The 26933-nt window shown below is 53.1% G+C and carries 22 protein-coding genes and 1 pseudogene; 8 read left to right on the top strand and 15 right to left on the bottom strand.

All coding sequences use genetic code 11. The annotated features are described in order from the left end of the window. The first annotated feature begins 18 nt into the window (after positions 1–18). Complete coding sequence (gene gap / locus MON40_RS11045; RefSeq protein ID WP_003776478.1) at positions 19–1050, top strand: type I glyceraldehyde-3-phosphate dehydrogenase; 1032 nt, start codon at positions 19–21, stop codon at positions 1048–1050. 272 nt (positions 1051–1322) lie between these two features. Here the strand turns inward: gap and MON40_RS11040 are convergent, their stop codons facing one another. The 4 genes from MON40_RS11040 to MON40_RS11025 form a co-directional block, all read right to left on the bottom strand. Further along, positions 1323–1844: a hypothetical protein gene (locus MON40_RS11040; protein ID WP_003776480.1), complete on the bottom strand. Its 522-nt coding sequence runs from the start codon at positions 1842–1844 to the stop codon at positions 1323–1325. Between the two features lie 90 nt (positions 1845–1934). Further along, on the bottom strand, positions 1935–2312 hold the full coding sequence (locus MON40_RS11035; RefSeq protein ID WP_234405226.1) for a cytochrome C: 378 nt from the start codon (positions 2310–2312) through the stop codon (positions 1935–1937). Positions 2313–2401: 89 nt separating this feature from the next. Continuing rightward, positions 2402–3997 carry a peptide chain release factor 3 gene (locus MON40_RS11030; protein ID WP_003776486.1) on the bottom strand — a complete coding sequence of 532 codons (1596 nt, stop codon included), beginning with the start codon at positions 3995–3997 and terminating at the stop codon, positions 2402–2404. 157 nt (positions 3998–4154) lie between these two features. Continuing rightward, positions 4155–5573, bottom strand: coding sequence for an alanine/glycine:cation symporter family protein (locus MON40_RS11025; protein WP_003776489.1), 1419 nt, complete (start codon positions 5571–5573; stop codon positions 4155–4157). Positions 5574–5945: 372 nt separating this feature from the next. Here MON40_RS11025 and MON40_RS11020 point away from each other — a divergent pair, with 372 nt between their 5' ends. Beyond that, positions 5946–6674, top strand: a complete 729-nt coding sequence (locus tag MON40_RS11020; protein WP_003776493.1) for a YebC/PmpR family DNA-binding transcriptional regulator — start codon at positions 5946–5948, stop codon at positions 6672–6674. An 840-nt stretch (positions 6675–7514) separates the two neighbouring features. Here MON40_RS11020 and pgi read toward each other — a convergent pair. Next, positions 7515–9143, bottom strand: coding sequence for a glucose-6-phosphate isomerase (pgi, locus tag MON40_RS11015; protein WP_003776496.1), 1629 nt, complete (start codon positions 9141–9143; stop codon positions 7515–7517). A gap of 295 nt (positions 9144–9438) precedes the next feature. On the opposite strand from pgi, the gene MON40_RS11010 reads away from it, so the two are divergent. The 4 genes from MON40_RS11010 (at position 9439) to dapD (ending at position 13943) form a co-directional block, all read left to right on the top strand. Further along, on the top strand, positions 9439–10476 hold the full coding sequence (locus MON40_RS11010) for a LacI family DNA-binding transcriptional regulator (RefSeq protein WP_003776497.1): 1038 nt from the start codon (positions 9439–9441) through the stop codon (positions 10474–10476). A 219-nt stretch (positions 10477–10695) separates the two neighbouring features. Beyond that, positions 10696–12027, top strand: coding sequence for an MFS transporter (locus tag MON40_RS11005; protein ID WP_003756445.1), 1332 nt, complete (start codon positions 10696–10698; stop codon positions 12025–12027). Positions 12028–12353: 326 nt separating this feature from the next. Beyond that, positions 12354–12872, top strand: coding sequence for a DUF4189 domain-containing protein (locus tag MON40_RS11000; RefSeq protein ID WP_003761644.1), 519 nt, complete (start codon positions 12354–12356; stop codon positions 12870–12872). A 249-nt stretch (positions 12873–13121) separates the two neighbouring features. Further along, positions 13122–13943 carry a 2,3,4,5-tetrahydropyridine-2,6-dicarboxylate N-succinyltransferase gene (gene dapD, locus MON40_RS10995; protein WP_036491649.1) on the top strand — a complete coding sequence of 274 codons (822 nt, stop codon included), beginning with the start codon at positions 13122–13124 and terminating at the stop codon, positions 13941–13943. A 155-nt stretch (positions 13944–14098) separates the two neighbouring features. Here dapD and MON40_RS10990 read toward each other — a convergent pair whose 3' ends face one another. The 9 genes and pseudogenes from MON40_RS10990 to MON40_RS10950 form a co-directional block, all read right to left on the bottom strand. Beyond that, positions 14099–14995 (bottom strand): IS3 family transposase, encoded by an 897-nt coding sequence (locus MON40_RS10990; protein WP_242925910.1) that lies wholly within the window; start codon positions 14993–14995, stop codon positions 14099–14101. Next, the gene (locus MON40_RS10985; RefSeq protein ID WP_003756443.1) at positions 14899–15249 is read right to left on the bottom strand and encodes a helix-turn-helix domain-containing protein; all 351 of its coding nucleotides are present in this window, start codon (positions 15247–15249) and stop codon (positions 14899–14901) included. The genes MON40_RS10990 and MON40_RS10985 overlap by 97 nt, the downstream gene beginning before the upstream one ends. A 187-nt stretch (positions 15250–15436) precedes the next feature. Further along, complete coding sequence (asd, locus tag MON40_RS10980; RefSeq protein WP_003764573.1) at positions 15437–16552, bottom strand: aspartate-semialdehyde dehydrogenase; 1116 nt, start codon at positions 16550–16552, stop codon at positions 15437–15439. Positions 16553–17011: 459 nt separating this feature from the next. Next, on the bottom strand, positions 17012–17605 hold the full coding sequence (locus tag MON40_RS10975; protein WP_242926050.1) for a Csu type fimbrial protein: 594 nt from the start codon (positions 17603–17605) through the stop codon (positions 17012–17014). Positions 17606–17632: 27 nt separating this feature from the next. After that, a pseudogene (locus MON40_RS10970) lies at positions 17633–18070 on the bottom strand (spore coat protein U domain-containing protein); the annotation flags it as partial. Positions 18071–18117: 47 nt separating this feature from the next. Further along, positions 18118–20535, bottom strand: coding sequence for a fimbria/pilus outer membrane usher protein (locus MON40_RS10965; protein WP_003776516.1), 2418 nt, complete (start codon positions 20533–20535; stop codon positions 18118–18120). Between the two features lie 37 nt (positions 20536–20572). Further along, entirely contained in the window at positions 20573–21298 is a 726-nt protein-coding gene (locus tag MON40_RS10960; protein ID WP_003776518.1) for a fimbrial biogenesis chaperone, read from the bottom strand. A gap of 35 nt (positions 21299–21333) precedes the next feature. Next, positions 21334–21981 (bottom strand): spore coat protein U domain-containing protein, encoded by a 648-nt coding sequence (locus tag MON40_RS10955; RefSeq protein ID WP_039862738.1) that lies wholly within the window; start codon positions 21979–21981, stop codon positions 21334–21336. Between the two features lie 636 nt (positions 21982–22617). Then, positions 22618–23682: a 2,3-butanediol dehydrogenase gene (locus tag MON40_RS10950; RefSeq protein WP_003776525.1), complete on the bottom strand. Its 1065-nt coding sequence runs from the start codon at positions 23680–23682 to the stop codon at positions 22618–22620. Between the two features lie 537 nt (positions 23683–24219). On the opposite strand from MON40_RS10950, the gene aroG reads away from it, so the two are divergent. Beyond that, on the top strand, positions 24220–25269 hold the full coding sequence (gene aroG, locus MON40_RS10945; RefSeq protein WP_003776530.1) for a 3-deoxy-7-phosphoheptulonate synthase AroG: 1050 nt from the start codon (positions 24220–24222) through the stop codon (positions 25267–25269). Between the two features lie 233 nt (positions 25270–25502). Next, entirely contained in the window at positions 25503–25718 is a 216-nt protein-coding gene (locus tag MON40_RS10940; protein ID WP_003761681.1) for a glycine zipper 2TM domain-containing protein, read from the top strand. 161 nt (positions 25719–25879) lie between these two features. Here MON40_RS10940 and MON40_RS10935 read toward each other — a convergent pair whose 3' ends face one another. After that, a complete protein-coding gene (locus tag MON40_RS10935) occupies positions 25880–26929 on the bottom strand; it encodes a metallophosphoesterase (protein WP_003776532.1) in 1050 nt (349 codons plus the stop codon). Positions 26930–26933 lie beyond the last annotated feature (4 nt).

The following is a 26933-nucleotide window of genomic DNA, read 5'->3' as shown; positions in this document are numbered from 1 at the left end:
ACCCCAAAAGGAAAAACCATGGGCATTAAAGTCGCCATTAACGGATATGGCCGCATCGGCCGCCAAGTATTACGCGCCATCTACGATTACAACCTGCAAGACCAACTTGAAGTCGTCGCCGTCAACGCCAGCGGCAGCCTCGAAACCAACGCCCATCTGACCAAATTCGACACCGTTCACGGCCGCTTTAATGCCGACATTTCCCACGATGCGACCCACCTCATCATCAACGGCCGCAAAATCCCGTTCTTCTCCACCCGCAACCCCGCCGAACTGCCCTGGCGCGACTTGGGCGTGGACTTGGTGATGGAATGCACCGGCTCGTTTACCAGCAAATCCAAAGCCAATGTCCATCTCGAAAGCGGTGCGAAAAAAGTGCTGATTTCCGCACCGGGTGAGGCTGACGTTGACGCGACCATCGTTTACGGTGTGAACGATGATATCATCACCGACGACATGACCGTCATCTCCAATGCTTCCTGCACCACCAACTGCCTTGCCCCCGTTGCCAAAGTATTGAGCGAAAACATCGGCATCGTCAAAGGTGCGATGACCACCATTCACGCCCTGACCAACGACCAAACCGTGACCGACGTGCGCCACAAAGACTTGCGCCGCGCCCGCAGCGGTGTGGAAAACATGATTCCGACCAAAACCGGCGCGGCAAAAGCCGTCGGTTTGGTCTTGCCCGAATTGAAAGGCAGGCTCGACGGCCTCGCCATCCGCGTGCCGACCGTCAATGTTTCATTGGTGGATTTGAGCTTCCAAGCCGCGCGCGATACGAGTGTCGAAGAAATCAATGCGCTGATGAAGGCCGCCTCAGAAGAAGGTCGTCTGAAAGGCGTATTGGGCTACAACACGCTGCCGCTGGTGTCTATGGACTTCAACCACACCACCCAAGCCAGCACCTTTGACGCAACGCTGACCAAAGTAACCGACGGTAATATGGTTAAAGTGTTTGCCTGGTACGACAACGAGTGGGGCTTCAGCTGCCAAATGCTGAATACCGCCCGCCGTATGTTCGGTTTGGAAGTACGCCTGTTTGAATAAAACGGATGGTTTGATACGCTAAAAGGTCGTCTGAAAACTTGAATTGCCCGGCAAATTTGGGCGCGTATAAGAGATTGTTCGGACGTTTTGAATAAAGCTGGGTTCTGTATATTGCAGGACTCGGCTTTTTTAATTTTAAACTGAAACACTCATGGTTGTCGTCATACCTAAAAAGATGAAGCACACACATAGTTGCAGGCAGGAAAAAAAACTGCACCTTTGTGAAAGGTGCAGTTTACGGGTTTCAGACGACCGAATGATTGATTTTATCCTTAACGCTGCAAGCTTTTTGGGAAAGGTTTTTTCTGCGAGACGGGCGCAAACTCAAACACTTTCTTGCGTGCATTCCATTGTAGCGGACGGATACAATTTTGATATTGTGCGCGTACTTTACCGCGTGTGTCTTCGCCGCACAGCTCTCCGCCCACGCCTAAATAAAGTTTGTTGCCGATGATTTTTGTTCCGGCTGCGCCATGAAGAAATGCCTGTTTGGCAGAACCATCCGGTTGGCCTGCAAAAACAGTGACCGCCCAGCCGCCGGAGCCGCCCAGATCAGGTGCGTTGGCGCAGGTGACCTTGCTCATGTCGTAGATAAAATCATGATAACCGTCGTTATTCAAATCGATAATATCCAAAGCTTGACCAACAGAGAATTTTCCCCCCATTTCACGGCAGGTTTGTTTATCTTCATTGATGGCTTCCTGTACTTTTTTAGGAATTGCTATGGGTGCGCGTTCGGCGGCAGCAAATTGCATACTTGCTATGAATACTGCCGCTAAAAGCAGTTTTTGCATGATTTTCTCCGAATTAGGCAAAATTGGTCGGCTGTATCAGGTATCCATGCTTGTTGCCATACTGAGTTTTCAGACGACCTAAACCAAGATTTATGGTGTTGCGACTGTAAATGTAACATCCACATGATCTTTTTGCTGTTTCAATTCGAAACAATCGAATCCCTCGCTATTTACGCAAACATTGACTATTTTTTTGCCGGTCCATTGAATGGAGGTTTCCGTTTCTTCGTTTATTTGACGTTTCATATTACGGGTTGGCAGGGTTTTGGGCAGTACTCCGTTTCCCCCCTCTTTTTTTAAAGCAGCAGTATAAGCGTCAGATAAAGAGTTACCTGAATAACGGCATTTGGTTACGCCTAATTCTGTTCCATCCCATTTCTGTTTACCGCAGGAGAGTTTGGCTCCGCCGGCATTTGCGGCAGCAGTGGTCAGAAGCAGGGCAACAGCCAATACAATTTGTTTTTTCATCAACATTCCTTCAGATCATAGACGTAGATTGCATAAAAAAGATTCTAGTCGTCTGTCCTGTCAGGGTTTCAGACGACCTTTTAAATCTATTACAGTTTCACCGAATGCTCGCGCGTTTCATGGAACACGATGTCTGGCCAGCGTTCTTGCGTGAGTCCCAAATTCACGCGGTTGGGGGCGAGGTAGGCGAGGTTGCCGCCTGCGTCGATGGCGAGATTGCCTGCATTGGCTTTTTCAAACTCTGCCAGCTTTTTCTTGTCGTCGCACGATACCCAGCGTGCCGACCAGATGGATGCGTTGTCGAACACGGCTTCTACGCCGTATTCGTTGGCCAGCCGCGAGGTAACGACTTCAAACTGCAACACGCCGACTGCGCCCAAAATCAAATCTGCGCCGCTCATCGGTTTGAAGACCTGTACCGCGCCTTCTTCGCCAAGCTGTTGCAAGCCTTTTTGCAGTTGCTTGATTTTCAGCGGGTTTTTGATGCGGACGCTGCGGAACAGTTCGGGCGCGAAGAAGGGGATGCCGGTGAACGCCAGTTGCTCGCCTTCGGAGAAGCTGTCGCCGATTTGGATGTTGCCGTGGTTCGGGATGCCGATGATGTCGCCGGCGTAGGCTTCTTCCACCAGCTCGCGGTCGTGCGACATGAACGTTACCACGCTGGAGGCGGCGATTTCGCGGTTGATGCGCAGGTGTTTCATCTTCATGCCGCGTTCGAATTTGCCGGAGCAGACGCGCAAAAAGGCGATGCGGTCGCGGTGTTTCGGGTCCATATTGGCTTGGATTTTAAAGATAAATCCGGAAAACTTCGGCTCGTCCGGCTCGACCATGCGCACGGTCGCGTCGCGCGGTTTTGGCGCGGGCGCCCAGTCGATCAACGAATTGAGGATTTCCTGAATACCGAAGTTGTTAATCGCCGAACCGAAGAACACGGGCGTGAGTTCGCCGGCGAGAAATTCGTCGAGATTGAACTCGTTGGATGCCGCCTGCACCAATTCGATTTCGTCGCGCAGCTGCTGGATTTCCAGCGGAAAGCGTTGTTCCAATTCGGGATTGTCGATGCCTTTGATGATGTCGAACTCGTGCGGCAGGCGCTCGCCACCTGCGTCGAAGAGATAGATTTCGTCGTTCAGGATGTGGTACACGCCTTTGAAGTTTTTGCCCATGCCGATCGGCCAAGTAACGGGCGCGCAGCGGATTTTTAAAATATTTTCCACTTCGTCCAGCAATTCCAAGGAATCGCGCACTTCGCGGTCGTATTTGTTCATGAACGTTACAATCGGCGTATTGCGCAGGCGGCAGACGTTCAAGAGTTTGATGGTTTGCGCTTCCACGCCTTTTGCCGCGTCGATGACCATCAATGCGCTGTCCACGGCGGTTAAAACGCGGTAGGTGTCTTCGGAGAAGTCTTGGTGTCCCGGCGTATCCAAGAGGTTGACGGTGTGGTCTTTGTAGTCGAACTGCATCACGCTTGATGCCACGGAAATGCCGCGCTGTTTCTCGATTTCCATCCAGTCGGAAGTGGCGAATTTGCCGGTTTTCTTGCCTTTTACCGTACCCGCGCTCTGAATCGCGCCTGAAAACAGCAAGAGTTTTTCAGTCAGCGTGGTTTTACCCGCGTCGGGGTGGGAGATGATGGCAAACGTGCGGCGGCGGCGCACTTGGTCGAGGATTTCTTGGGACATGGGCTTTCTTTGCAAAAAGGTTCAGGCCGCTTTTCCGACGGCCTGAGGAATGGTTGAGATGGCGGGGATTGTACAAAAAAACATTAATCGGTTCAATGATTAGGGGATAAAAAAGGTCGTCTGAAAACTTTTCAGACGACCTTTTCACGATTGCGGATTAAGCCTTGTCGTGGAATTCGTGGAATTCATATTGGTAGGACAAGCCTTTGCCTGCTTTTTTCTGCGCCAAATAATCGTCGTAAACGGCGCGGATTTCTTTGCGCAGGAGGAATAGGGCGATTAAGTTGGGGATGACCATGAAGCCGTTGAACATATCGGATAGGCTCCAAACCAAATCGACTTTGCCCAGCGTCCCCAACACGATAGCCAGCAGCACGAGCGCGCGGTAGATGCCCAAGTGTTTTCCCCTGAAGAGGAAGCGGATGTTGGACTCGCCGAAGTAGTACCAGCCGATGATGGTGGTGAAGGCGAAGAAGGTCAGGCAGACGGCGAGCAGTTGCGAACCGAAGCCGGGGAAGGCTTTACTGAAGGCGAATTGGGTCACCGCCGCGCCTTGTTCGCCGGAAAGGTTGGCATCGGTCAGGAGGATAATCAGCGCGGTGGCGGTGCAGACCAAGATGGTGTCGATGAAGACGCCGATAAATGCCGCCAAGCCTTGTTGAACAGGGTGGTTCACGTCGGCGGTTGCGTGCGCGTGCGGCGTCGAACCCATACCTGCTTCGTTGGAAAACAGTCCGCGTGCCACGCCGTAACGGACGGCTTCGCGCATACCGATACCTGCCGCGCCGCCTAAAACGGCTTCGGGATTGAAGGCGGCGGTAAAGATGTGGTTGAACATCGGTACGATGTGGTCGGAGAATTCAAACAAGATAACGACCGCACACAAAATATAGATAATCGCCATAAACGGTACGACGAATTGGGCGATGTTGGCGATGCGGTTTACGCCGCCGACGATAATCATGCCCGCGAGGACGGCGAGGGTGATGCCTACTGCCAAAGCCGGTACGTTAAAGGCGATGGTAACGGAGGAGGCGATGGAGTTCGCCTGCGTGGCGTTGCCGATAAAGCCCAGCGCGATAATCAGGGCGATGGAGAAGAAGCCCGATAAGAAACGCGCCGCGCCGCGCCCAATTTTCGGGGTCAGGCCGTGTGTGATGTAGAACGCGGGGCCGCCGATGTATTTGCCGTGGCTGACGACGCGGTATTTTTGCGCGAGCAGGGCTTCGGCAAAAATCGTGGACATCCCCAAAACGGCGGAAAGCCACATCCAAAAAATCGCGCCCGGCCCGCCTGCGGTAATGGCGGTTGCCACACCGGCGACGTTGCCCGTGCCGATTTGGGCGGAGACGGCAACGGCGAGTGCTTGGAATTGCGACAAAGATTTATCGTCTTTGTCTTTTTTGGAAAACAAACCGCCGAAAACGGATTTGAGGCCTTCGCCAAATTTGGTAATCTGCGGCGCACCCAGATAGAGTGTGAAAAACAGGCCGATGCCCAAAAGGGCGTAAATCAGCAGGTAGTCCCACAGAATCAGATTGACTGCGCCCACCAGTGCAGACAATGTTTTTTCCATAATTACAAACCTTATATTGAAAAATGAACAGATGACGGCATCCGGCGGCGGTTACTCCGTTGAATGCCGTTGTGTCGGACGGCGCGGCGAGCAGGCCGGCTTCGTCCGTTTCGCCCCAAGTTGTCAACAATCCTGAAGCAGGCCTGCATGATACCGTAAACCTTTTGTGAGGCAAACGAAAAAAAGGGTCAGGTTTGGGCAAAGACAAGATTTTTGCGTTTGTCGGGCGCTATCGGCGTTTTCAGACGACCTTTTAGGCAGAATGCAGGGTCGTCTGAATATTTTAGGTATATTCAACCTATGTTAAAATGCGCCCTTTGAAAATGAGCAAGAGCCCGCCGGATAAGGCGGAAAATCGAAAGGAATCCATATATGGCAGGTCATAGCAAGTGGGCGAATATCCAGCATAAAAAAGCCCGTCAAGATGCCAAACGCGGCAAAATCTTCACCCGTCTGATTAAAGAAATCACCGTCGCAGCCCGCATGGGCGGCGGCGATCCCGGCGCCAACCCGCGCCTGCGCCTGGCTTTGGAAAAAGCCGCCGAAAACAATATGCCCAAAGACAACGTGCAACGCGCCATCGACAAAGGTACGGGTAATTTGGAAGGCGTGGAATATATCGAGTTGCGCTACGAAGGCTACGGCATCGGCGGCGCGGCGCTGATGGTGGACTGCCTGACCGACAACAAAACCCGCACCGTCGCCGACGTGCGCCATGCGTTCACCAAAAACGGCGGCAACTTGGGCACCGACGGCTGCGTGGCGTTCAACTTCGTGCATCAGGGTTATCTGGTGTTCGAACCCGGCGTTGACGAAGACGCGCTGATGGAAGCCGCTCTGGAAGCTGGTGCGGAAGACGTGATTGCCAACGACGACGGCTCCATCGAAGTCATCACCGCCCCCAACGATTGGGCGGGCGTAAAAGCAGCATTGGAAGCCGCAGGCTACAAATCCGTTGACGGCGACGTCACCATGCGCGCCCAAAACGAAACCGAACTCTCCGGCGAAGACGCCGTCAAAATGCAGAAACTGATTGACGCGTTGGAAGATTTGGATGACGTGCAGGACGTTTACACCTCCGCCGTTTTGAATCTGGATTAATCGGAAATATCGAAAGCAGGCCGGACGGGTCTGCTTTTTTTGCGTCTGGGATTTTTGGCGGGTTGTTTGTTGGAATCTTCAATGGCTCGTAGGCAAAGCCCACGCTACGCGGTCTGTTGGTAACACTTGCACCGTAGCGTGGACTCTGTCCACGAAAACGATAGACACAAAAAGGTCGTCTGAAAACCTGATGTAGGTTTTCAGACGACCTTTCATGTTTGGACTGCGTATCGGTTTTGGTTGGCACTGTATCCGTAGCGTGGGTTCTACCCACGAAGCTGACTGGCGGACAGGTCGTCTGAAATCTTGAGTGGTTCGTGGGCGAAGCCCACGCTACAAAGTTTATTGGCAACGCAAGCTCCGTAGCGTGGACTCTGTCCACGAAAATGATGAACACGCAAAGGTCGTCTGAAAACCCGATGTAAGTTTTCAGATGACCTTTCATGTTTGGACTGCGTATCGGTTTTGGTTGGCACGGTATCCGTAGCGTGGGTTCTACCCACGGAAATAATGGGCGGACAGGTCGTCTGAAATCTTAAGTGGTTCGTGGACGAAGCCCACGCTACAAAGTTTTTTGGCAACGCAAGTGCCGTAGAGTGGACTCTGTCCACGAAAATGATGAACACACAAAGGTTGTCTGAAAACACGATGTATAGTGGATTAACTTTAAACCAGTACGGCGTTGCCTTGCCTTAGCTCAAAGAGAACGATTCTCTAAGGTGCTGAAGCACCAAGTGAATCGATTCCGTACTATCTGTACTGTCTGCGGCTTCGTCGCCTTGTCCTGATTTAAAGTTAATCCACTATAAGTTTTCAGACGACCTTTTATGTTTGGACTGCCTATCGGTTTTGGCTGGCGCGGTAGAAGGCGATGAGGCCGTTGGTGGAACTGTCGTGCTGCGGGTTGCCGCGATCGAGTTCGGGTTCGATGGTTTTGGCGAGTTCTTTGCCATATTCGACGCCCCATTGGTCGAAGGGGTTGATGCCCCAAATCGCGCCTTGGACGAAGGTGCGGTGTTCGTATGCCGCCATGAGCATGCCGAGGCGGCGGGGGTCGGTGGCGCTGAGAAGGAGGCTGTTGCTCGGGCGGTTGCCGGGGAATTCTTTTTGCGGGGCGAGGCGTTCGCGTTCGGCTTCGGGCAGGTCGGCAAGTTCGGCGCGGGCCTCTTCGAGGGTTTTGCCTTTCATCAGGGCTTCTGCTTGGGCGAAGGCGTTGGCGACGGTGAAGCGGTGTTGGCGGTTGATGCCGTAGGCGGTGGTCATGGGGACGATGAAGTCGCAGGGGATGAGCCGTGTGCCTTGGTGGAGGAGTTGGAAATAGGCGTGCTGGCAGTTGACGCCTTCTTCGCCGAAGACGATGCCGCCGGTGGTGTGTGGGACGGGACGGCCGTCGGCGGTGCGGTTTTTGCCGAGGCTTTCCATGTCGAGCTGGTTGAGCCACGAGGGGAGGTGGCGCAGGTTGTGGCTGTATGGGACGGCGGTTTGTCCGTCGGCATGCTGGAAGTTGTTGTACCAGATGCTGATGAGCGCCATGAGGACGGGGATGTTGCGGCGGTAGGGGGTTTGGAAGAAATGGGTGTCCATGGCGTGCGCGCCAGCGAGGAGTTCGCGGAAGCGGTCTGTGCCGACGGCGACCATGACGGGCAGGCCGATGGTTGACCAGACGGAATAGCGTCCGCCGACCCAGTCGAACATGGCGAAGACGTTGTCGGGTGCGATGCCGAAGTTTCGGGCGGCGGCAACGTCGGAGGAGATGGCGCAGAAGTGGCGGTAGATGCCGGATTCGGGCAAACCTGCATCACGATACCAGGCGCGGGCGGCGTAGGCGTTGAGCAGGGTTTCGGGCGTGCGGAAGGATTTGCTGGCGATGCTGAATACGGTGGTTTCGGGCTTGAGGTGGGCGAGTGTGCGGCTGATGTCGGCGTCGTCTGAATTGCTGACGAAGTGGACGCGGATGTTTTGGCGGTAGGCTTTGAGGGCTTCTACGCACATTCTGGGGCCAAGGTCGGAGCCGCCTATGCCGATGTGGACGAAGTCGGTGATGGGTTTGTCGGTGATGCCTCTGTGGCTGCCGTTGTTGAGTGATTCGGCGAAGGCGAGGGCGCGGTCGAGTTCGCGGTGGATTTTGGGGAGGATGTTTTCGCCGTCAACGTAAACGGGCGCGGCGTCGGGCGGCAGGCGCAAGGCGGTATGGAGGACGGCGCGGTGTTCGCTGAGGTTGATTTTTTCGCCGTTTTGCATGGCGTGCATTTGTCCGGCTAGGGGCGAGGCTTCGGCAAGGCGGCACAAGAGTTGCAAAGTGTCTTCGCCGAGGCGGTTTTTGCTGTAATCGAAGAGGAGGCCGTCGAGGGTTTCGTGCATATTGCCGAAGCGGTCGGGTTCGGCGGCGAAGCGGTCGCGCAGGTGGAGGTGTTGTGTGTCGAGCCGGTGTTGTTCAAGGGCTTGCCATGCTTCGGTAAATGCGGTCATCGGGTTTCCTTCGGAATTGGGTTCGCCCCGCTCATTCGGGGGATGTGATTCAGTTATAGATTGTCGTTGTAGTGATTGGTTCGATAGAGTGAATATTTATGTAGTCGTATGTAGTTTAACAAAGGGGCGCGGGTTTGGCGAATGCGGGGAGTCGGCTTGGTTAAGAATTGTATGCAATATGCAATTTATATGATTGATTTTTATCAAAGTTCTGTAAATTTTTCGGTATGACACCGATGTCAGGTGTGATATGCTTCGTAATCAAATGAAACAGGGATGAGGCGGGAGTCGTAAGATGGCTACAATTTATGATGTTGCTGCTTATGCGGGCGTCTCACCCAAAACGGTCAGCCGCGTCATCAACGGCGATGCGCCGGTCAGCGATAAAACCCGTGCAAAAGTCGAAACAGCGATTGCGGCTTTGGGTTATATCCCGTCTTCGGCGGCGCGGGTGATGCGGTCGAACCGCTCGGACTTGGTCGGACTGATTACCGGCGCCATCTCGCGCACGGGCGAATACGGTGGGGTACACGGTCTGCCGGATATGTTTTTAATCAAAGGCATCCAGCAGAAAATCCGCGAAGCGGGCAAAACGCTGATGATTGCGGATACGGACAACCGCTACGAGCAAATCGACCCTTTGGTCAGGACGTTTATGGAACACCGCGCGGAAGGCATTTTGTATGTAACCGAATCGCACCGCGAAATCGTCCTGCCCGAAATGCCCAACCGCTGCCCGATGGTTTTGGTCAACTGTTTCGACGCGGCGGGTACGCCGTCGGTTTTGCCGGACGACGAGCGCGGGCAATACGATTTGGTACGCAACATCATCCGTCACGGACACCGCCGTATCGCCTATATCACCTTGCAGGCGGGCGCAGAAGCGACGCGGCTGCGTTTGGCGGGCTACCGCCGCGCTTTGGACGAATCGGACATGGTGTTCGATCCTGATTTGGTGCAAACCGGCATCACCGACTTTGCCAACGACAGCGAACCTTTGATTGCGGCAGTGTTGAAGCTGTTGTCGCTTGCCGACCCGCCGACGGTCATTTGCTGCGGCAACGACGAAATGGCGGTCCGCGTTTACGGCATTTTGAGGACGCGCGGCGTACGCGTTCCGGAGCAGATATCGGTGGCAGGTTACGACAACCACAGCGCGATTGCCGAAACCCTGTTTCCGCCGCTGACCAGCACCGAGCTGCCCTATATGCGCATGGGCGCGCTGGCGGCGGAAATCCTGTTCGACATTATCGAGACCAAAGAAACCGCCCGTCCGCCCGTTCGGGTTGTCGGGGAAACGATTTGGCGGCAGTCGGTCACGGCATTGAAGTAAAACATCCTTTCAGACGACGTCTGCTTTATGAGGCTGACACAATACGACAATAAAAGGTCGTCTGAAAACACAAACAACACATCACGTTATCCATTTGCAACGTATCGACACGATACGCCCAAAAATAAAGAAAGCGGCTCAACCGCTTCGACTATGCAGTGTTTCCCGCAGTTTGTTGTTCCATGTTTTCTTCTTATACAGTCCAGGAGTCGCTTCAAAATGAAGATTTCCCCACAAGTATCCCTGACGCTTCGCCAGATTATGCTGATGAACTTCGGCTTCTTCGGCATTCAATACAGCTTCGGTTTGCAGCAAACCGCCATCAACCCGATTTTCAGTTTCTTGCAAGCTGACCCTGCAAAACTGCCTTATCTCAATATGGCAGGACCGATTACCGGTTTGCTGGTGCAGCCCCTTATCGGTGCCATGAGCGACCGTACATGGATTCCCGGACTCGGCCGCCGCCGTCCGTATTTCCTGCTCGGCGCCATCGGTTGCAGCTTGTGTCTGTTCTTCTATCCGCACGTTACCGCATTGTGGGTTGCCGTATTGCTGCTGTGGCTCTTGGACATCAGCAACAATACCGCCATGGAGCCTTTCCGCGCCTTCATCGCCGATACCGTTCCCGAACGCCAGCAATCCACCGGCTTTTTGATGCAGTCCGTGTTTACCGGCTTGGGCATTACCCTTGCCAACATATCGCTCTATGCCTTCAAGAAAATCGACTGGTTGAACCAAACCTCCGAAGCAGGTATCCCCTACTGGGTATTCGGCTCGTTCTATATTGGCGCCGTCTGCTCCATCGGCTCTGTTTTAGTGACCGTATTGTCCACCCCCGAACATGAGCCGTCTCCTGAAGAGCTGGCGGCGATTAAAGCTCAATCCGGCGGTCCTGTTGAAGCCATTAAAGAAATTTACCATGCTATTAAAGACATGCCGAAACCCTTGTGGCAGCTCGCTTCGGTTTACCTCTTCCAATGGTACGCACTCTTCATCTACTGGCAATACATCTCCCACAGTCTCGCCAAATCTATATGGAATGCTACCTCTGCCAACAAAGTTGCATATGAGGACGCAGTGGCATGGACCGGTGTGGTCAATGGCTTTTACAACGTCGTGACCTTTATTTCTGCCTTCGGGTTGATGTGGATGGCGCGTAAATACGCCGCCAAATACGTCCATGCCTTTGCCGTTACCCTTGCCGCACTTGCCCTTTTGGCGATTCCGCATGTTACCGATAAAAACATGATGCTCGCCCCGATGATCGGCTTCGGTATCGGCTGGGCAAGTATGATGGGCGTGCCGTTTATGATTGTCGTGCATTCCATCCCGAAAGAGCGCTACGGCGTGTATATGGGCATCGTCAACATGATGATTGTGATACCGATGCTGATCCAAACCCTTACCTTCAGTAAAATCTATGAGAACTTGCTCGGCGCCGACCCAGGACATGCCATGACTTTTGCCGGTGTCCTCCTTATCATCGCCGCCGTACTGACCCTGACCATCAAAACGTCAAACAAACCTTATGGCGTAGAATCGGCAAACTGATTTTGGTATTTGCCAAAAGGTCGTCTGAAAACCGGAATCAAGGTTTTCAGACGACCTCTTGATTTAGTTTGTCTAGACAGTGGGGCGGTTACTTTTGACGCTGCCAATGACTTGATACTGATGGTTAGTGCTTGGTTTAACGGAGTAAAAGGTAGTTTTAACAGCTATAATCCAATTGGACGGTAGATGATTCGAAAAACAGTCGTTCACGCCTGGATATAATATATACATTGCACATTGCTCCTAATGCCGTCAAATTACACCGATCATCACCCATATCTCAACTTGCTCAAAGCAAAGTCAATGAAAATAAATAAGGAAGAATAATGAGAGTTTTAATTTTTACGTTATTTGGATTAATTAGTTCCAATCTCTATGCGCATAACTGCGGAGGAGAATTCCAACCTGCAACTGGGACATGTCGAATTATCGGTCCTGATGGGCAACAGATTCTATATAATTCCGATCCGCCGCAATCGGGAAACCAAAGCGGTACTTCATCAAGTAGAAGCATTACTGTACAAGTCCCCTCCAAATTCGGAGCTTTAGCTTATAGTTCAAGGGCTGGTTATATTACAGGTTCTCTAAACCACAATTCCAAGGCAGAAGCCCAGCAAGCAGCAATCCAACGCTGTCAGCAAGGTAGTAAGACTCCCTGTAAAGCAATCGCATGGGTACGGAATGGTTGTGTTGCTGCGGCTGAAGGAAAAATTAAAAATAAATTCGTTGTGGTTGACGGGGCAGGTCATCCGGGAACTGCCGAGCAAATTGCTTTACAAAATTGCAGGAAAGGAGGATTGACAGAATGTAAAATCTTGGCTCCCGAAGGTTGTTCGTTGCCTTAATTAACCTTACTTCCCATCCTGAAGGTCGTCTGAAAACCGGAATCAAGGTTTTCAGACGACCTTTTTGTTTGATTATGCCGATTTGTTTTAAACGGGCGGGGACGGGTTTGTGGAAGCTCGGATTGGATAGGAATATCGCCGCATTCCCGCAAAAGCTGACGGCAAAGCGTTTACATGGCAAAATACCGCCTGTTTGCAGGTTATCCGAATTTTTCAGACGACCTTTTACCCTCTTCAAAAGGAATCCCCATGTCTTTGCAAAACATCATTGAAACCGCCTTTGAAAACCGTGCGGACATCACCCCGACCACCGTTACCCCCGAAGTCAAAGAAGCCGTGTTGGAAACCATCCGCCAACTCGATTCAGGCAAACTGCGCGTTGCCGAACGCTTGGGCGTGGGAGAATGGAAAGTCAACGAATGGGCGAAAAAAGCCGTCCTGTTGTCCTTCCGCATCCAAGACAACGAAGTCCTCAACGACGGCGTGAACAAATACTTCGACAAAGTGCCGACCAAGTTTGCCGACTGGTCTGAAGACGAGTTCCGCGCCGCCGGTTTCCGCGCCGTACCCGGTGCCGTTGCGCGCCGCGGCAGCTTCGTTGCCAAAAACGTCGTCCTGATGCCGTCTTATGTCAACATCGGCGCATACGTTGACGAAGGCGCAATGGTCGATACTTGGGCGACCGTCGGCTCTTGCGCCCAAATCGGTAAAAACGTCCACTTGAGCGGCGGTGTCGGCATCGGCGGCGTACTCGAACCCCTGCAAGCCAGCCCGACCATCATTGAAGACAACTGTTTCATCGGCGCGCGTTCCGAAATCGTCGAAGGCGTGATTGTCGAAGAAGGCAGCGTGATTTCCATGGGCGTGTTCATCGGACAATCTACTAAAATCTTCGACCGCACTACCGGCGAAATCTACCAAGGCCGCGTACCGGCAGGCTCGGTTGTCGTGTCCGGCAGCATGCCTTCCAAAGACGGCAGCCACAGCCTCTACTGCGCCGTTATCGTCAAACGCGTAGACGCGCAAACCCGCGCCAAAACCAGCGTCAATGAATTGTTGCGCGGTATTTAATCGGTGAACAGAAAAGGGGAGGTCGTCTGAAACAGCCCGAAACATAAACGGGCTTCAGGCAAACGGTTTTCCTGTTTGAATGGCAAGAGGTCGTCTGAAAACCGGATTTCGGGTTTGAACTGGCCCCCAAATCTTGGACACTCATAAAAGCCTATTCAGGCGCTCTGTGTAAGCTGGGTTCTGTATGCGACAGGACTCAGCTTTTTCAATTTCAAACTGCAACGCTCCCGGTTGTAGTAATCCATATAGTCATCTATCTGTTTCATCAATTCGTCCACCGTCAATTCTCCTGCGTTATAGAAACACTCCGTCTTCAACACCGCAAAGAAACTCTCCATCGGCGCATTGTCCCAACAGTTCGCCTTACGCGACATGCTTTGAACCATGGAATGCTCCGCAAGCAATTCCCTATACCCCGCCGTACGGTACAGCACACCTTGGTCCGAATGAAGCATCGTTCCTTTATCAGTCAGACGGGGGGCGGCTTTTTCGAGCATTTCCTTCACCATTTCGCTGTCGGCTCTGCGGCTCATGGCGTAGGCGACGATTTCCCGGTTGAACAGGTCCAATATCGGCGAGAGGTACAGTTTGCCGTCCTTCCCTTTGAGTTCGGTAACGTCGGTCAGCCATTTTTCGTTAGGCTTTTCAGCTTTGAATAGGCGTTTGAGGAGGTGCTCCGATATCTCGCCCATGGCGGGATGGCGGTAGGCTTTTTTCGCCCGTATGAGGGCTTTCAGTTCCAACTGCTTCATCAACCGCGCCACTTTTTTGCGGTTCCAATCTAATGCGGCGGCAATGCGCCTTTGTCCGTAGCGTCCTTTATGCCGCCGGTAGGTTTCGACAAGGAGGGCTTTGTCGGCTGCGTCGGTGTCGGGCCGGTCTTGGTGGTGGTAGTAAAAGCTGCTTTTGGGCAGGTTTGCGATGTGCAGCAGGTATTTGAGCGGGTGTTGCGCCCTCAGTGTTTGGACGGTTTGGCTTTGTCCTTTTCGGTCTGTTTTTGGCTGAGGGCTTTTAACTCCTTTAGGTAGGCGACCTCTGCGCGCATATAGCACAACTCTTCGATAAGCTCTGCCTGCGTTTTTTCTTGGTCGGGTTTGTCGGCGATGAAGGGGTTTTTGCGGTGTTGGGGCATGGTTTTGGATTGGGGATGTTCGAGTGCGCCGATACCGCCTTCTTGATAGGCGCGTATCCATCGTCTCAGGTGGGTTCGGGAAATGCCGTAGTGGTCTGCGGTACGTTGTTGGCTGCGTATATGCAGGTAGTGGAGTACGGCTTGGTATTTGAAGTGTAATGTATATTTGCTCATAAAAAAACTGCACCTTGTGAGTTGGAGGGGATGTCCAACTTTTGGGGTGCAGTTCAGTTTTCAGACGACCTCTTCATAGGGTAAGTCGGTTAAGTCAGGACGGCATTGTCGTTTTGTTTGATGCTGTTTTCTTTGCCATAAAAAAAGCAACGGATAAACCGTTGCTTTTTTGTTTGACCTGCGAATCTTACAAACTGCCCAACACGATGCGCAACACGCGGCGCAGGGGTTCGGCTGCACCCCACAAGAGTTGGTCGCCGACGGTGAACGCGCTGATGTATTCGCCGCCCATGCCCAGTTTGCGGATGCGTCCGACGGGGACGGACAGCGTGCCGGTAACTTTTGCAGGGGTCAGCTCGTGGATGCTGGCTTCTTTTTCGTTGGGGATGACTTTCACCCAGTCGTTCGCGCCTGCCAAAATTGCTTCGATTTCGGAAACGGGCAGGTCTTTTTTCAGTTTCAGGGTGATGGCTTGGCTGTGGCAGCGCATAGAACCGATGCGGACGCACAAACCGTCGATTACGGTCGGATTGTCGCTGCGGCCGAGGATTTTGTTGGTTTCCGCGCCGCCTTTCCATTCTTCTTTGGACTGGCCGTTGCCTAAATCCACATCAATCCACGGAATCAGGCTGCCGGCGAGCGGTACGCCGAAGTTGGCTTTCGGATAGTCTTCGCTGCGCAGGAAATCGGACACTTTGCGGTCGATGTCGAGAATCGCGCTGGAAGGATCGGCAAGCTCGTCCGCCACTTGGGCGTGAATCGCGCCCATGCCGCTGATGAGTTCGCGCATGTTTTTCGCACCTGCGCCGGATGCGGCTTGGTAGGTCATGCTGGTTGCCCATTCGACCAAATCGTTTTGGAACAGGCCGCCCAGCGCCATCAGCATCAGGGAGACGGTGCAGTTGCCGCCGATGTAGTTTTTCACGCCGTTTTTGAGGCCGTTGTCGATGACGTTTCGGTTGACTGGGTCGAGGACGATAATCGCGTCGTCTTTCATGCGCAGGGATGACGCCGCGTCAATCCAGTAGCCGTTCCAGCCGCTGTCGCGCAGGGGTTGGAACACGGATTTGGTGTAATCGCCGCCTTGGCAGGTTACGATGATGTCCATTTTCGCCAGCTCGGCAACGTCGTTCGCATCCAATAATGTTTTAGCCGCCTGACCGAAATCAGGTGCCGCGCCGCCGACGTTGGATGTGGTGAAGAAGAACGCTTCGGGAATGTGGGCGAAGTCGTTTTCTTCTTTCATACGCTGCATCAAAACCGAACCGACCATGCCGCGCCAGCCGACGAAACCTACTTTCATGTTGAGCTCCTTAGGGGGAAATTGTTAACAAATTTCTGAATAGGGGAAAAGGAAGAGTTTTAAACCTGTTTGAGGTAAATGTAAAGTTTTTTATAGTGGATTAACTTTAAACCAGTACGGTGTCGCCTCGCCTTAGCTCAAAGAGAACGATTCTCTAAGGTGCTGAAGCACCAAGTGAATCGGTTCCGTACTATCTGTACTGTCTGCGGCTTCGTCACCTTGTCCTGATTTAAAGTTAATCCACTATATGTTGTTTTGGGATCGTATGGGAGAGGTCGTCTGAAAAAAAGCGTTCCTGCCAAACCGGAATGTTCCGAAAGCAAACCTGACGCAAAGTCGCAGGCTTGCATTTAGGAAGGATTCAAGGTTTTGCAGGAACGCCGGCATCATTAGAAAGCACAGTTCGAGCAGCATTTTGATAACCGAAATGCCGCACTGTTTTTCAGACGACCTTTCGGATCAGTATCGGATATCGACGGTTACCTTGTCTTTATATTCGCCTGGGGTGTAGTCGGTGTTTTTTACTTCTGCCGAGATGGTGTGAATTTGGCTGTTGCCGTCGCCGGTAGATTTCAACGCGCTGCCTGATCCCGAAGGATTGTTGCCCCATAGGTGGGCGTTTGTATGGGTACCCTTTTTGAGGCGGTAGGGGACTTTGTCAGTATTGGCTGGGTTGGTGGATTTCATCTCGCCGCTGCCTTCCTGATTGCTGTTGGAAGGAATCAGACCGACGGTGTAGGGCGTGCCGTTGGTGCAGCGGACGGTGAGGTTGCCCGACTGTTTCAGGTTGTTGCTGCCGGCGGTGTGCGTGCCGAAGTCGATGTCGTCGGCAGAGATGAATTCGCAGACGGGCGCAACATAGGCTTGGACGACAAAGGAGAAACGTTGGGTGGTTAGGAATCCTCCGCAATCGACAGGATCGGGAGCACCCTCATATGCAGCCCTCCAGCTTAATGCGGTGGAGCCGTCGGTAAAGTTCGAGAGATAAGAGTGTCCAGTGGTCGTGGGTATGATGTTACTTTGTCCGCTAACCAATCTTGCTTTAATAGGCATGCTTCCTGTGACAGTGTCTTTGGCGGGGATGCGCATGATATCTGTGCTAGAACTTTTGGGCGTATTATTTTTTGAATCTGAACCCCATTCTGTCTCATCGGGTTTAAGTAATAAGAATTGCAGCGTTTGGTTGTTAATCCTGGAGTTTGTCATTCTTCGAGGACTAAATGTAGTTGGTGATGCACGTCCCCCGTCAATATTAAAGCACAGGCGTACTTTTAAGGGCTGGGCAATGGTATTGGTGCATGTGTAATTAATGGTGGCTTGGATATCTTCCGGCTGGTTGTTGTTCAGAAGGTTGACCCCATTGCCTTGACTTCCAAATACCAAGGCAGGATGGCCGTTGACGGTTTCGTTGCCTTGCACTGTGGCGGTGCATTGTACAAATCTTCCAGCTTCGCCACTGTTTGCCCAAGTCTGTCCTGCGGACAGGGACAGCAGTCCGAATACGGCAGGCAATGTCATTTGTCGGAAAAGACGGTTTGCGGTTTTCAGACGACCTCTCTTTATATTTATCTGCATATGATGTCTCCCAGTTCCGGGATGGAATCCGGATTGTGTGTTTCAGGGTAGTCCGCTTCGAAGGTGCAAGTGCCGCCGTTTTCGGGGAGGATGACGGTGAAGCGGTTTCTACCTTCTTTCATGTTTTCAATATATGTTTTGCCGTCGAAGCCGGTTACGGCTGCCGGTGTGCCGTCTTCGGCAGTAATGCTGCCGCCGCTCGGGAGTAATTGGTTTTGTGCGTCTTTCAGCGTCATGGTGGCGGCGCGGGTACGCTGGATTTTGAATTCGACGCGCATGCCCGAGCGTTCGGGCGGGGCGATTTCGGCGACGGTGTGTTCAAGCTGGACGTCTAGCGGCAACTCGGCAATATCGACGCTGACGGTGTTTTTTTGGTAGGCGGAGAGGCTGGGGATCAGTGCCAGCCCTTTGCGGTTGGTTTTGCCTGCGGGCATACCGCCTGCGCGGATGGGGACGTTCGCCATATCGCCGGTGCTGACGACGGCGAAACTGTCGTTGACTTGGCGGGTGGCGAAGAGGCTGCCGCCCATGAGGACGAGACCGCCCCTCCAGCCTGCGTTCCAGTTGCTGTTGCCGCTTTGGCTGTAAACGTTTGCCCAGCCGTCGCCGTAGGTGTTTTGATGGCGGATGTTGCCGTTGAAAGTGTTGCTGCGGTTGCCGTTTGTGTTGTCGTTTTGCTGCCAGCCTATACCCCAACTGGTGCTGCCCATGCCGCTGCTGGTTTTGTTCAGGGTTGCTTGGTAGCTGTTGTTGTGTTTGTTTCTGCTGATGCCTGCGGAGGTCGAATAGCCGTTGTCGAGGCTGACGGAAAGACCTGCGTGGAAACTCAGTTCGCGCCTGTTGCGGAAGTTTTTATTGGCGCCGGCGTAGAGCGAGGTGCGGTTTTTGAAGCTGCGGCTCCAGCCGAATGAGCCTACGCCGTCGGCGGGACTGCCTTCGGTGTGGGAATGGACGTAGGATAGGCTGAATGAGCCGAGTTCGTCGCTGCTCCAGCCTGCGGATGCGGATGCGGATGTGGCGGGGTGGCGTGTGGCTTTGAAAAAGTCTGCGCCGTATGCGGTATCGCCCAGTTCGGCAAATTGTCCGTTGGTACGGCTTGCGCCCGCGCTGAAGGAGAGCCTGTCCCATTGGGTGCTGAAAAACGCGCTGCCGCGCCGTCCTGTTTTGCCCGCAAAGCGGCTTTCGGCATAATTAAGATTGAGTTGTCCGAGCGAACCCAATACGGTATCGGCGGCAATGCCTGCCTGACGGTAGCCGCGCGCGGCTTCGCCGTGGATTTGGGCGGTCAGGGTATTGCTGACGCCGTAACGCAGCGTGCCGGAGGCGGCGGGGTCGGATTGGTATTTTGCGGAACGGATGCCGTAATCGCGGCGGACGTAGCCTGCTTCAAACGACCATTCGTTCAAGCCTTTTGCCAAAAGTCCGCTGCCGCCGTAAAGCGGCATATCGACGACGACGGTGCGTCCCAGTACGTCGGTGGCAACGACTTGGGCGTTGCTGCGGCCGCTGATGGACGGCGGCATGATGAGTTCGTATTCGCCAGCTTCGACGTCGCGGCTCATTTGTTTGACGCCGTCGAGGTAGAGGTCGACCGTGCCGGGCAGGGTGCTTTTACCGAGGTAGGAACGCAGCGGGGCGGTTTGTTTCCATGGGCGAGTGTTGTAAGTGCGGGAGATTTTGATACCGCCGATGCGTGTGCCGCCCCATGAGCCGATTTGTCCGGTCAGGGTGTCGCCGACGGTCAGCGATATGCCTTGTTCGGGCCAGACGGTGCGCCAGTAGGTATCCAGGCGGGCGGTGTTGCCGCGGGAGCCGCTTTCTTTGTTGCGGCTACGGTTGGCAAATTGGGTGTGGTTCAGATAGCCCCAAGGCGTGCTCAGGCGCATTTCGCCGAAAACGCCCTGTGTGCCGTTGCCGGAGCGGTTGCGCGAGATATTGGCGTCATAGTTCAGAACGGCGGCAAAGCCGGGTTTGGCGATGGCGTAGCGGTTTTCCTGCAATGCGCCGATTCGGGCGGTTTTCAGATCGGGCTGCCATTCGAGGGGGGCGGTGAGATCAAGGGTTTGCGCGGCGGCATCGTATTTCGCCTGCAAGCCGGGGATAGAGGAGAGTTCGAACCATACGCCTGCGCCGAGTGTGGATGCGCCGTCCTGAATTTCAGGCACAACGCCGTTTTTGCCCGCCTCGGCAGCTTCTGCGTCGGGCAGGGCAATGCCGTAGGCGCGCAGGGATTCGGGGCGCGCATACAGCACGCCGTTGCGCGACATGAAGGGTTCGATACCGTCGCGTATGCTGCCGTTGACTTTGACCTGCGGGTAAACGGTCAGCCATGCCTGCTCGTAGGCAGCAGGCGCAGCCTGCGTCAGGATGTCTTGAGCAGGTGAGGGCAGGGCGTAGAAACACAGCATCAGCGCGGCACTCAGCCGGGTGAGCCGTGTCCTTAGGTCATGGGGCGGCAAACCGTACCTCCGTTTGGATCGGCATACCGTTTACCGTGGCATTCAGACGACCTTGGTTCAGAGAGGCGGGGGAAACTTCCAATTCGCGTTTCCAAGTGTTGCCCGGCAGGACGTAGCCTGCCAAACCGTTTGCCAGCGTCAAGGCGTCTTTGGCAGAGGTCGTCTGAAAAGTAATATTGCTCAGTTGCGCATGGGCATTGCCCGTGTTTTCGGCAACCAAAACCGCTTTACCGTTCGCGGATTTTTCCGCACGCCATTGCAGTTTCGGTTCGGCATTGTTTTGAACGTTGACAAACAGCGGCAGCGAATAGCGCATCACCAACTGAATGCCTTTTCGTGGTTTCGCATCGGGAGCAGGCAGCTCGTCCACAATCAGGCGGTAGGCTTCTTCAGCCTGTTTGTCGGACGGTTTGACACGCATCACGCGGAACTGCTGCTGCGCACCCGCTTCCAGTTTGACCATGGGCGGGCTGGCAATGACGGCATCGGTGGGCTCGAGTACCTCACCGCCGTTTGCGTCCTGCGTCCAGCGGAATACGCGCACTTGTGCCGTCAACGGCTCTGCGCCCTTGTTTCCCAAAGTAAAAATACCCGCCCGCTGTTTGGCGGGCAGGGAAAGCGATGTCGGACTGACTTGCAAACCGGCGGCATGGTTTGGTAAAACCGCTGCCGCCGTCAGCATACCGACAAGTGTGCTGATTGCTTTTTGCATGAGGATTTTTTAGTTGTTTTGTTTTGAGGGTTCTATTACCAAGACAAGGTTACTTTTACGCGGTCTTGATAACGGTCGAGATATTTGTCCAGAGAATTTGCAGGAACTCGGGCAAGTACTGGGATGACCATAGGTGCGTCATAGCCTTTACCATATAAGCTCAAAGCATTGCTATCTTTGCCCCATTTGTTGGCATCTGAATAGTCTGTAGAAGCAGTAACGGTATTTTGCCAAGAGCCCGCAGAGGAAACAGTAGGTTTGTAGAGTTGGTAGCCGATTTCGTCGGTGTTTCCAGTTGTAACACCTTTCATCAGGCCTTCGCCGGTGGAACCAGGTTTATTTATTGATTCTAAAGCGATGTTGAATGGCATGTTTTTACTACAAGTTACTTTAATACCGCTTGTAGTTGAGCCTTTGCTTGTTCCGTCAATTACATTGGCTCCGGCTTTGGCTACATGGTCTCCAAAGTTGATATCAGCACCTTGTGTAATTGAATTGCCATCTTGTGCTGCGGAAGGTTCTGTAAGTGCTGTGCTGCCGCCATCTACTTCGACAGCTTCACATTGTCCTGTTAATTTGATTGTAACGTTGAAGTTGCCAGTGGATTCATCAGCCATAGCAGCATTGCTAGCCATCAGAAGTGAAGCCAAAGCCAGAGAAGTTAAAGTAAAACGTGTTTTCATCGGATTTATCCTTGTATGTGAGTTTAGGTGTGTATTGACACAGTCTCCGTAATATTTCTGTGTGCTGGTTATACGGTAGGTTTTTATGCCTGAACGGTATATGTGGCATTATTATGATATATAATTATTATTGCAACTGTTATTGTTTGGCATTTTATAAGTTCCTGTGTTTTTTGTAAATTTTTGTATTATTTTTTGTTGTTTTTTTGCAAAGATTATCTTTTATTCGGCATTTAAATTGGATAAGAGGTAGTCTGAAAGCGTTTAAAAGAAGCTTTAGTTTCTTGAGGTTGGCTTTCAGACGACCTTTGCAGATGTTTTGGCAGTAGATTGGGTAGTGTTTGGAAATATAGTGGATTAAATTTAAATCAGGACAAGGCGACGAAGCCGCAGACAGTACAGATAGTACGGAACCGATTCACTTGGTGCTTCAGCACCTTAGAGAATCGTTCTCTTTGAGCTAAGGTGAGGCAACGCCGTACTGATTTAAATTTAATCCACTATAACTGATGGGCAATAGCCCGACGGATATTGTGGATGATGGGGTGAATTGTCTTTGCAGATAAAAAGGTCGTCTGAAAATCTCGGTTTGAGGTTTTCAGACGACCTTTGTGTTTCTATCAATCCGTCAGGCGTTTACAGGTTGGGATTGACGATGATTTTGACGGCGGATTCGTTGTTGTGAATCAGACGTTCGAAGCCTTCGGAAATCAGTTCGTCCAGCTTGATGCGCTGGGTGATGAAAGGTTCGAGGTTGATTTTGCCTTCTTCCACCAGTTTGATGGTTTCGGCGTGGTCGTTGCAGTAGGCGATGGTACCGCGTACGTCCAGCTCTTTCATCACAACGCTGTGGACGTTGATGGTGGCGGGGTGGCTCCAAATGGATACGATGACGACTTTCGCGGTCGGGCGGCAGGCTTCGACCATGGTGTCCAGCACTTTATTGACGCTGGTGCATTCGAATGCCACGTCCACGCCTTCGCCGTTGGTCAGTTTTTTCACTTCTTCGACGACGTCGACTTCGGACGGGTCAAGGATGTAGTCGGCAACGCCGGATTCGCGGGCTTTGTCTTTGCGCGCCTTGCTCAATTCGGTGATGATGACTTTGATGCCTTTGGCTTTCAACACGGCGGCAAGCAGCAAACCGATCGGGCCTGCACCGCCGACCAATGCGACGTCGCCGGCTTTCGCGCCGCTGCGGACGTAGGCGTGATGGCCGACGGACAGGGGTTCAATCAAAGCGGCTTGGTCTAACGGGATTTTGTCGGAAATCGGATGCACCCAGCGGCGTTTGACGGCGATTTTTTCGGCAAGGCCGCCACCGCAGCCGCCCAAGCCGATGAAGTTCATGTCTTTGGAGAGGTGGTAGTTGCTGCCTTCGCCGGTCGGTACATCATCACGGATGATGTAGGGCTCGACCACGACGTGTTGCCCGACTTTGAGGTCGTCCACGCCTTCGCCGACGGCATAAACCACGCCGGAGAACTCGTGTCCCATCGTTACGGGCGCGGACTCGCCGGAAATCGGGTGCGGATGGCCGCAGGGCGGGATGAAAATCGGGCCTTCCATAAATTCGTGCAGGTCGGTACCGCAGATGCCGCACCAGGCGACGTTGATGCCGACGGTGCCGGGGGCGACGGTCGGTTCGGGGATGTCTTCGATGCGGATGTCGCCTTTATCGTAAAAACGTGCTGCTTTCATTGTAACGCTCCTTGTTTTGAGGTTGAAAAGAAAGGTCGTCTGAAAGGTAGGACGGCTTTTCAGTAAGGGCGGGAAGGATGTGTGGGATGTGCGACGAATATATGGTTATTTTAATGATGCGGCAGGGTAGGTTGTGTAGGATAAGTAACACAGGCTGCGCGATATTGCTTTGATATTTTGTTATTTTACTACATTTCAATGTGAGTGATATGTCGGCTTGCGTAAAAACGAAGCAGGGCTTGTCCGCGGTCAAGTTTTGGATGAAATAGTCTTATATGTATTCGTCAAAAAGATGCTGTCGGAAGGCGGGAGGATTATTGGGGAAGGATGAAAATTGTTGACAACGCAGGTATTGCTTATTGAATTAATCAAAATTTTATTGCGAAAAAATTTGAATTTTAGAAATTTAAATATATAAAAACAGAAAAAATTTGATTTTTTGAAATAAAATTGCCGTAAGATGGTTAAAAGTCTTGTTTAAAACAGGTAAAGAAGGTAATCTATGCCTTAATTTATCTGAATTTGAAAGCAATAAAAATGACCAAACAATACCCTACCGACGATATTAAGATTAGAGAAGTCAAAGAGCTGCTGCCGCCGATTGCCCATTTGTACGAACTGCCGATTTCCGAGGAAGCGGCGGGGCTGGTACACCGCACGCGGCATGAAATCGCCGATTTGGTTCATGGCAAGGACAACCGCCTGCTGGTGATTATCGGCCCGTGTTCCATCCACGACCCCAAAGCCGCCTTGGAATACGCCGAACGTTTGCTGGTGTTGCGCAAGAAATATGAAAAAGAATTGCTGATTGTGATGCGCGTGTATTTTGAAAAACCGCGCACGACGGTCGGCTGGAAAGGTCTGATTAACGACCCGCACTTGGACGGTACGTTCGACATCAACTACGGTCTGCGTCAGGCGCGCAGCTTGCTGCTGACGCTGAACAATATGGGCATGCCCGCTTCGACAGAGTTCCTCGACATGATTACGCCGCAATATTACGCGGACTTGATTTCTTGGGGCGCGATTGGTGCGCGGACGACGGAGAGCCAAGTACACCGCGAACTCGCCAGCGGCCTGTCCTGTCCGGTCGGTTTCAAAAACGGTACGGACGGCAATCTGAAAATCGCCATCGATGCGATTGGCGCGGCAAGTCATCCACATCACTTCCTGTCTGTAACCAAAGCAGGGCATTCCGCCATTGTACATACCAGCGGCAATCCCGACTGCCACGTTATCCTGCGCGGCGGCAAAGAACCGAATTACAGCACCGAACACGTCAAATCGGCGGCGGAACAATTGATAAAGGCCGGTTTGTCGCCCAAGCTGATGGTCGATTGCAGCCACGCAAACAGCCGTAAAGATTACAGACGGCAGATGGAAGTTGCCCAAGATGTTGCCGCGCAACTGGAAAACGGCGAAGACAATATTATGGGCGTAATGGTGGAAAGCCATTTGGTCGAAGGCAGACAGGACAAGCCCGAGGTTTACGGGCAAAGCATTACCGATGCCTGTATCGGCTGGGATACCACCGAAGAAATGCTCGCGCTTTTGGCTGCGGCAAACCGTAAACGGGTCGCACCTTAAGCCGGTTTGAGTGGTGAAAAAGAGGTCGTCTGAAAGGTCTGTGTGTGGGTAAAAACAGACAGTTTCAGACGACCTTTTATTTAATTTGTCTGATTTATCGGATTATGGTTTTTTCTAACTGTCCGCCTGTTAAGTTATCCTAGTTTAAAATGACTTTACTTATTGGAATAAATATTAATGACTTGGTGTGACATACTTTCGTCACTGAGTTAACCCACAACGGAGAACACACCATGAGCAAGTCTTTCTTGACTAAAACTTTGACCTTGATCGCCATTGCTACTTCTCTGAGTGCATGTGCGGGCATGACCCAAACACAACGCAATACTGCTACTGGCGCGGTATTGGGCGGTGTAGCGGGTAACTTGATCGGTGGCGATACCGGCTCTACTTTGGGCGGCGCTGCATTAGGCGGCGTCATCGGCAGCCAAGTCCACAGACATCGTTAATTTTTAAAACGATAAAAGCCGGTCGGACCTTAAATAGGTTCGGCCGGCTTTTTTTATTGGGCGTGATTGAATCAGAAAAATGTTTGCGCAAGGTTGGGGAGAGTTCAAAATTATGGATTGCTTTTCTGTGGGTTGGGCGAGTATGCCGGTTTGTTGTCAGGCTAACGTGTCGCCGCGCATTCGCCGTTCTCAAACACCAACACCTTCTCCGGCCAGCGCAATGCCGCCAGCCTGAACTGTTCAGGACGGTATTTCTGCGGGAATTTCCTTGCCCGCCAGCTTGCGCCGATGGAGAAATCGACGCAGAACACGTTGCGCCGCGCCCCGTGCCACACATCCGGCTGCGGCGGCAGCAACAGCCGTTCGGCGGCAACGGCAGCGGGGGACGGCTGCCAACTGCGCCAATAATGGCCGATAACGACGGGCTTATCGTCGCGGTAGTCGTTCCACCACGCGCAACGGGTCGTACCGCGCCAGCGTCCGCCGGCGTAAAACGGCTCGTCCGCCAAACGCTCCACGCCGCTGGTGAGGGCGCGTATCGGATGCAGGCGGCTGCGCTCGAGTTCGTATCGCGCGGTAGCAGGCATGGGCGGCGGCGCATGGTCGGGATTTTCCGCCTGCGGGGCGTAATGCGCCTGTTCGTAGAGGTAGTCGGGATACCAAGAGGCCGTCTGAAGGCGGTGTTTCAACTCGGCATCGAAGCGGCGGTATTGCGCGGTCAGGCTTTCGTCCTTTGCTTCTTCGAGGCGTTCGATTTGCGGCGGCAGCCAGGCGGCGTGGACGATGCGCAGGTCTTCGCGCTCCAGCAGCAGGGGCTGTTCGGCCAGCCATGCGCGCAATTCGGTTTTTTCTTTTTCTTCCACGCAATGCCACGGCGCGTAATGGGCGTCTTTTTCGGCGCGGGCATCGAAAAACCAGCCGGAGCCGTCTTTCGGGTCGTCGGCAAGGATGTTCAATTCGTGGTTGCCCAAAACCATCCATGCCCATCCGCGTTCGTAAGCCTGTTTGAACCACGCCAGCATCGCGGGGCTGTCGGGGCCGCGGTCGCACAAATCGCCGACGAACACCAGCCGCCGCCCGCGCGGATGGAAACCGTCGTCGCGGTAGCCGAGCCGGTGCAGCAGCGATTGAAAGGCGGCAAATTCGCCGTGAACGTCGCCGACGATGTCCAGCGGCGTGTCGGGCAGTGATTGGCGGTATTGATAGGACATGATG

The organism is Neisseria macacae ATCC 33926 (assembly GCF_022749495.1).
In the GTDB taxonomy this organism is placed as follows: Bacteria; Pseudomonadota; Gammaproteobacteria; order Burkholderiales; family Neisseriaceae; genus Neisseria; species Neisseria macacae.
The sequence above is the reverse complement of the archived record's forward strand: the minus strand, read 5'-3'. Positions and strand labels throughout refer to the sequence as shown.

Bases quoted from the DNA above. Each gene is read 5' to 3' on its own strand.
- gap (WP_003776478.1), top strand. From the start codon at position 19: ATGGGCATTAAAGTCGCCATTAACGGATATGGCCGCATCGGCCGCCAA.
- MON40_RS11040 (WP_003776480.1), bottom strand. From the start codon at position 1,844: ATGCAAAAACTGCTTTTAGCGGCAGTATTCATAGCAAGTATGCAATTT.
- MON40_RS11035 (WP_234405226.1), bottom strand. From the start codon at position 2,312: ATGAAAAAACAAATTGTATTGGCTGTTGCCCTGCTTCTGACCACTGCT.
- MON40_RS11030 (WP_003776486.1), bottom strand. From the start codon at position 3,997: ATGTCCCAAGAAATCCTCGACCAAGTGCGCCGCCGCCGCACGTTTGCC.
- MON40_RS11025 (WP_003776489.1), bottom strand. From the start codon at position 5,573: ATGGAAAAAACATTGTCTGCACTGGTGGGCGCAGTCAATCTGATTCTG.
- MON40_RS11020 (WP_003776493.1), top strand. From the start codon at position 5,946: ATGGCAGGTCATAGCAAGTGGGCGAATATCCAGCATAAAAAAGCCCGT.
- pgi (WP_003776496.1), bottom strand. From the start codon at position 9,143: ATGACCGCATTTACCGAAGCATGGCAAGCCCTTGAACAACACCGGCTC.
- MON40_RS11010 (WP_003776497.1), top strand. From the start codon at position 9,439: ATGGCTACAATTTATGATGTTGCTGCTTATGCGGGCGTCTCACCCAAA.
- MON40_RS11005 (WP_003756445.1), top strand. From the start codon at position 10,696: ATGAAGATTTCCCCACAAGTATCCCTGACGCTTCGCCAGATTATGCTG.
- MON40_RS11000 (WP_003761644.1), top strand. From the start codon at position 12,354: ATGAGAGTTTTAATTTTTACGTTATTTGGATTAATTAGTTCCAATCTC.
- dapD (WP_036491649.1), top strand. From the start codon at position 13,122: ATGTCTTTGCAAAACATCATTGAAACCGCCTTTGAAAACCGTGCGGAC.
- MON40_RS10985 (WP_003756443.1), bottom strand. From the start codon at position 15,249: ATGAGCAAATATACATTACACTTCAAATACCAAGCCGTACTCCACTAC.
- asd (WP_003764573.1), bottom strand. From the start codon at position 16,552: ATGAAAGTAGGTTTCGTCGGCTGGCGCGGCATGGTCGGTTCGGTTTTG.
- MON40_RS10975 (WP_242926050.1), bottom strand. From the start codon at position 17,605: ATGCCTATTAAAGCAAGATTGGTTAGCGGACAAAGTAACATCATACCC.
- MON40_RS10965 (WP_003776516.1), bottom strand. From the start codon at position 20,535: ATGCTGTGTTTCTACGCCCTGCCCTCACCTGCTCAAGACATCCTGACG.
- MON40_RS10960 (WP_003776518.1), bottom strand. From the start codon at position 21,298: ATGCAAAAAGCAATCAGCACACTTGTCGGTATGCTGACGGCGGCAGCG.
- MON40_RS10955 (WP_039862738.1), bottom strand. From the start codon at position 21,981: ATGAAAACACGTTTTACTTTAACTTCTCTGGCTTTGGCTTCACTTCTG.
- MON40_RS10950 (WP_003776525.1), bottom strand. From the start codon at position 23,682: ATGAAAGCAGCACGTTTTTACGATAAAGGCGACATCCGCATCGAAGAC.
- aroG (WP_003776530.1), top strand. From the start codon at position 24,220: ATGACCAAACAATACCCTACCGACGATATTAAGATTAGAGAAGTCAAA.
- MON40_RS10940 (WP_003761681.1), top strand. From the start codon at position 25,503: ATGAGCAAGTCTTTCTTGACTAAAACTTTGACCTTGATCGCCATTGCT.
- MON40_RS10935 (WP_003776532.1), bottom strand. From the start codon at position 26,929: ATGTCCTATCAATACCGCCAATCACTGCCCGACACGCCGCTGGACATC.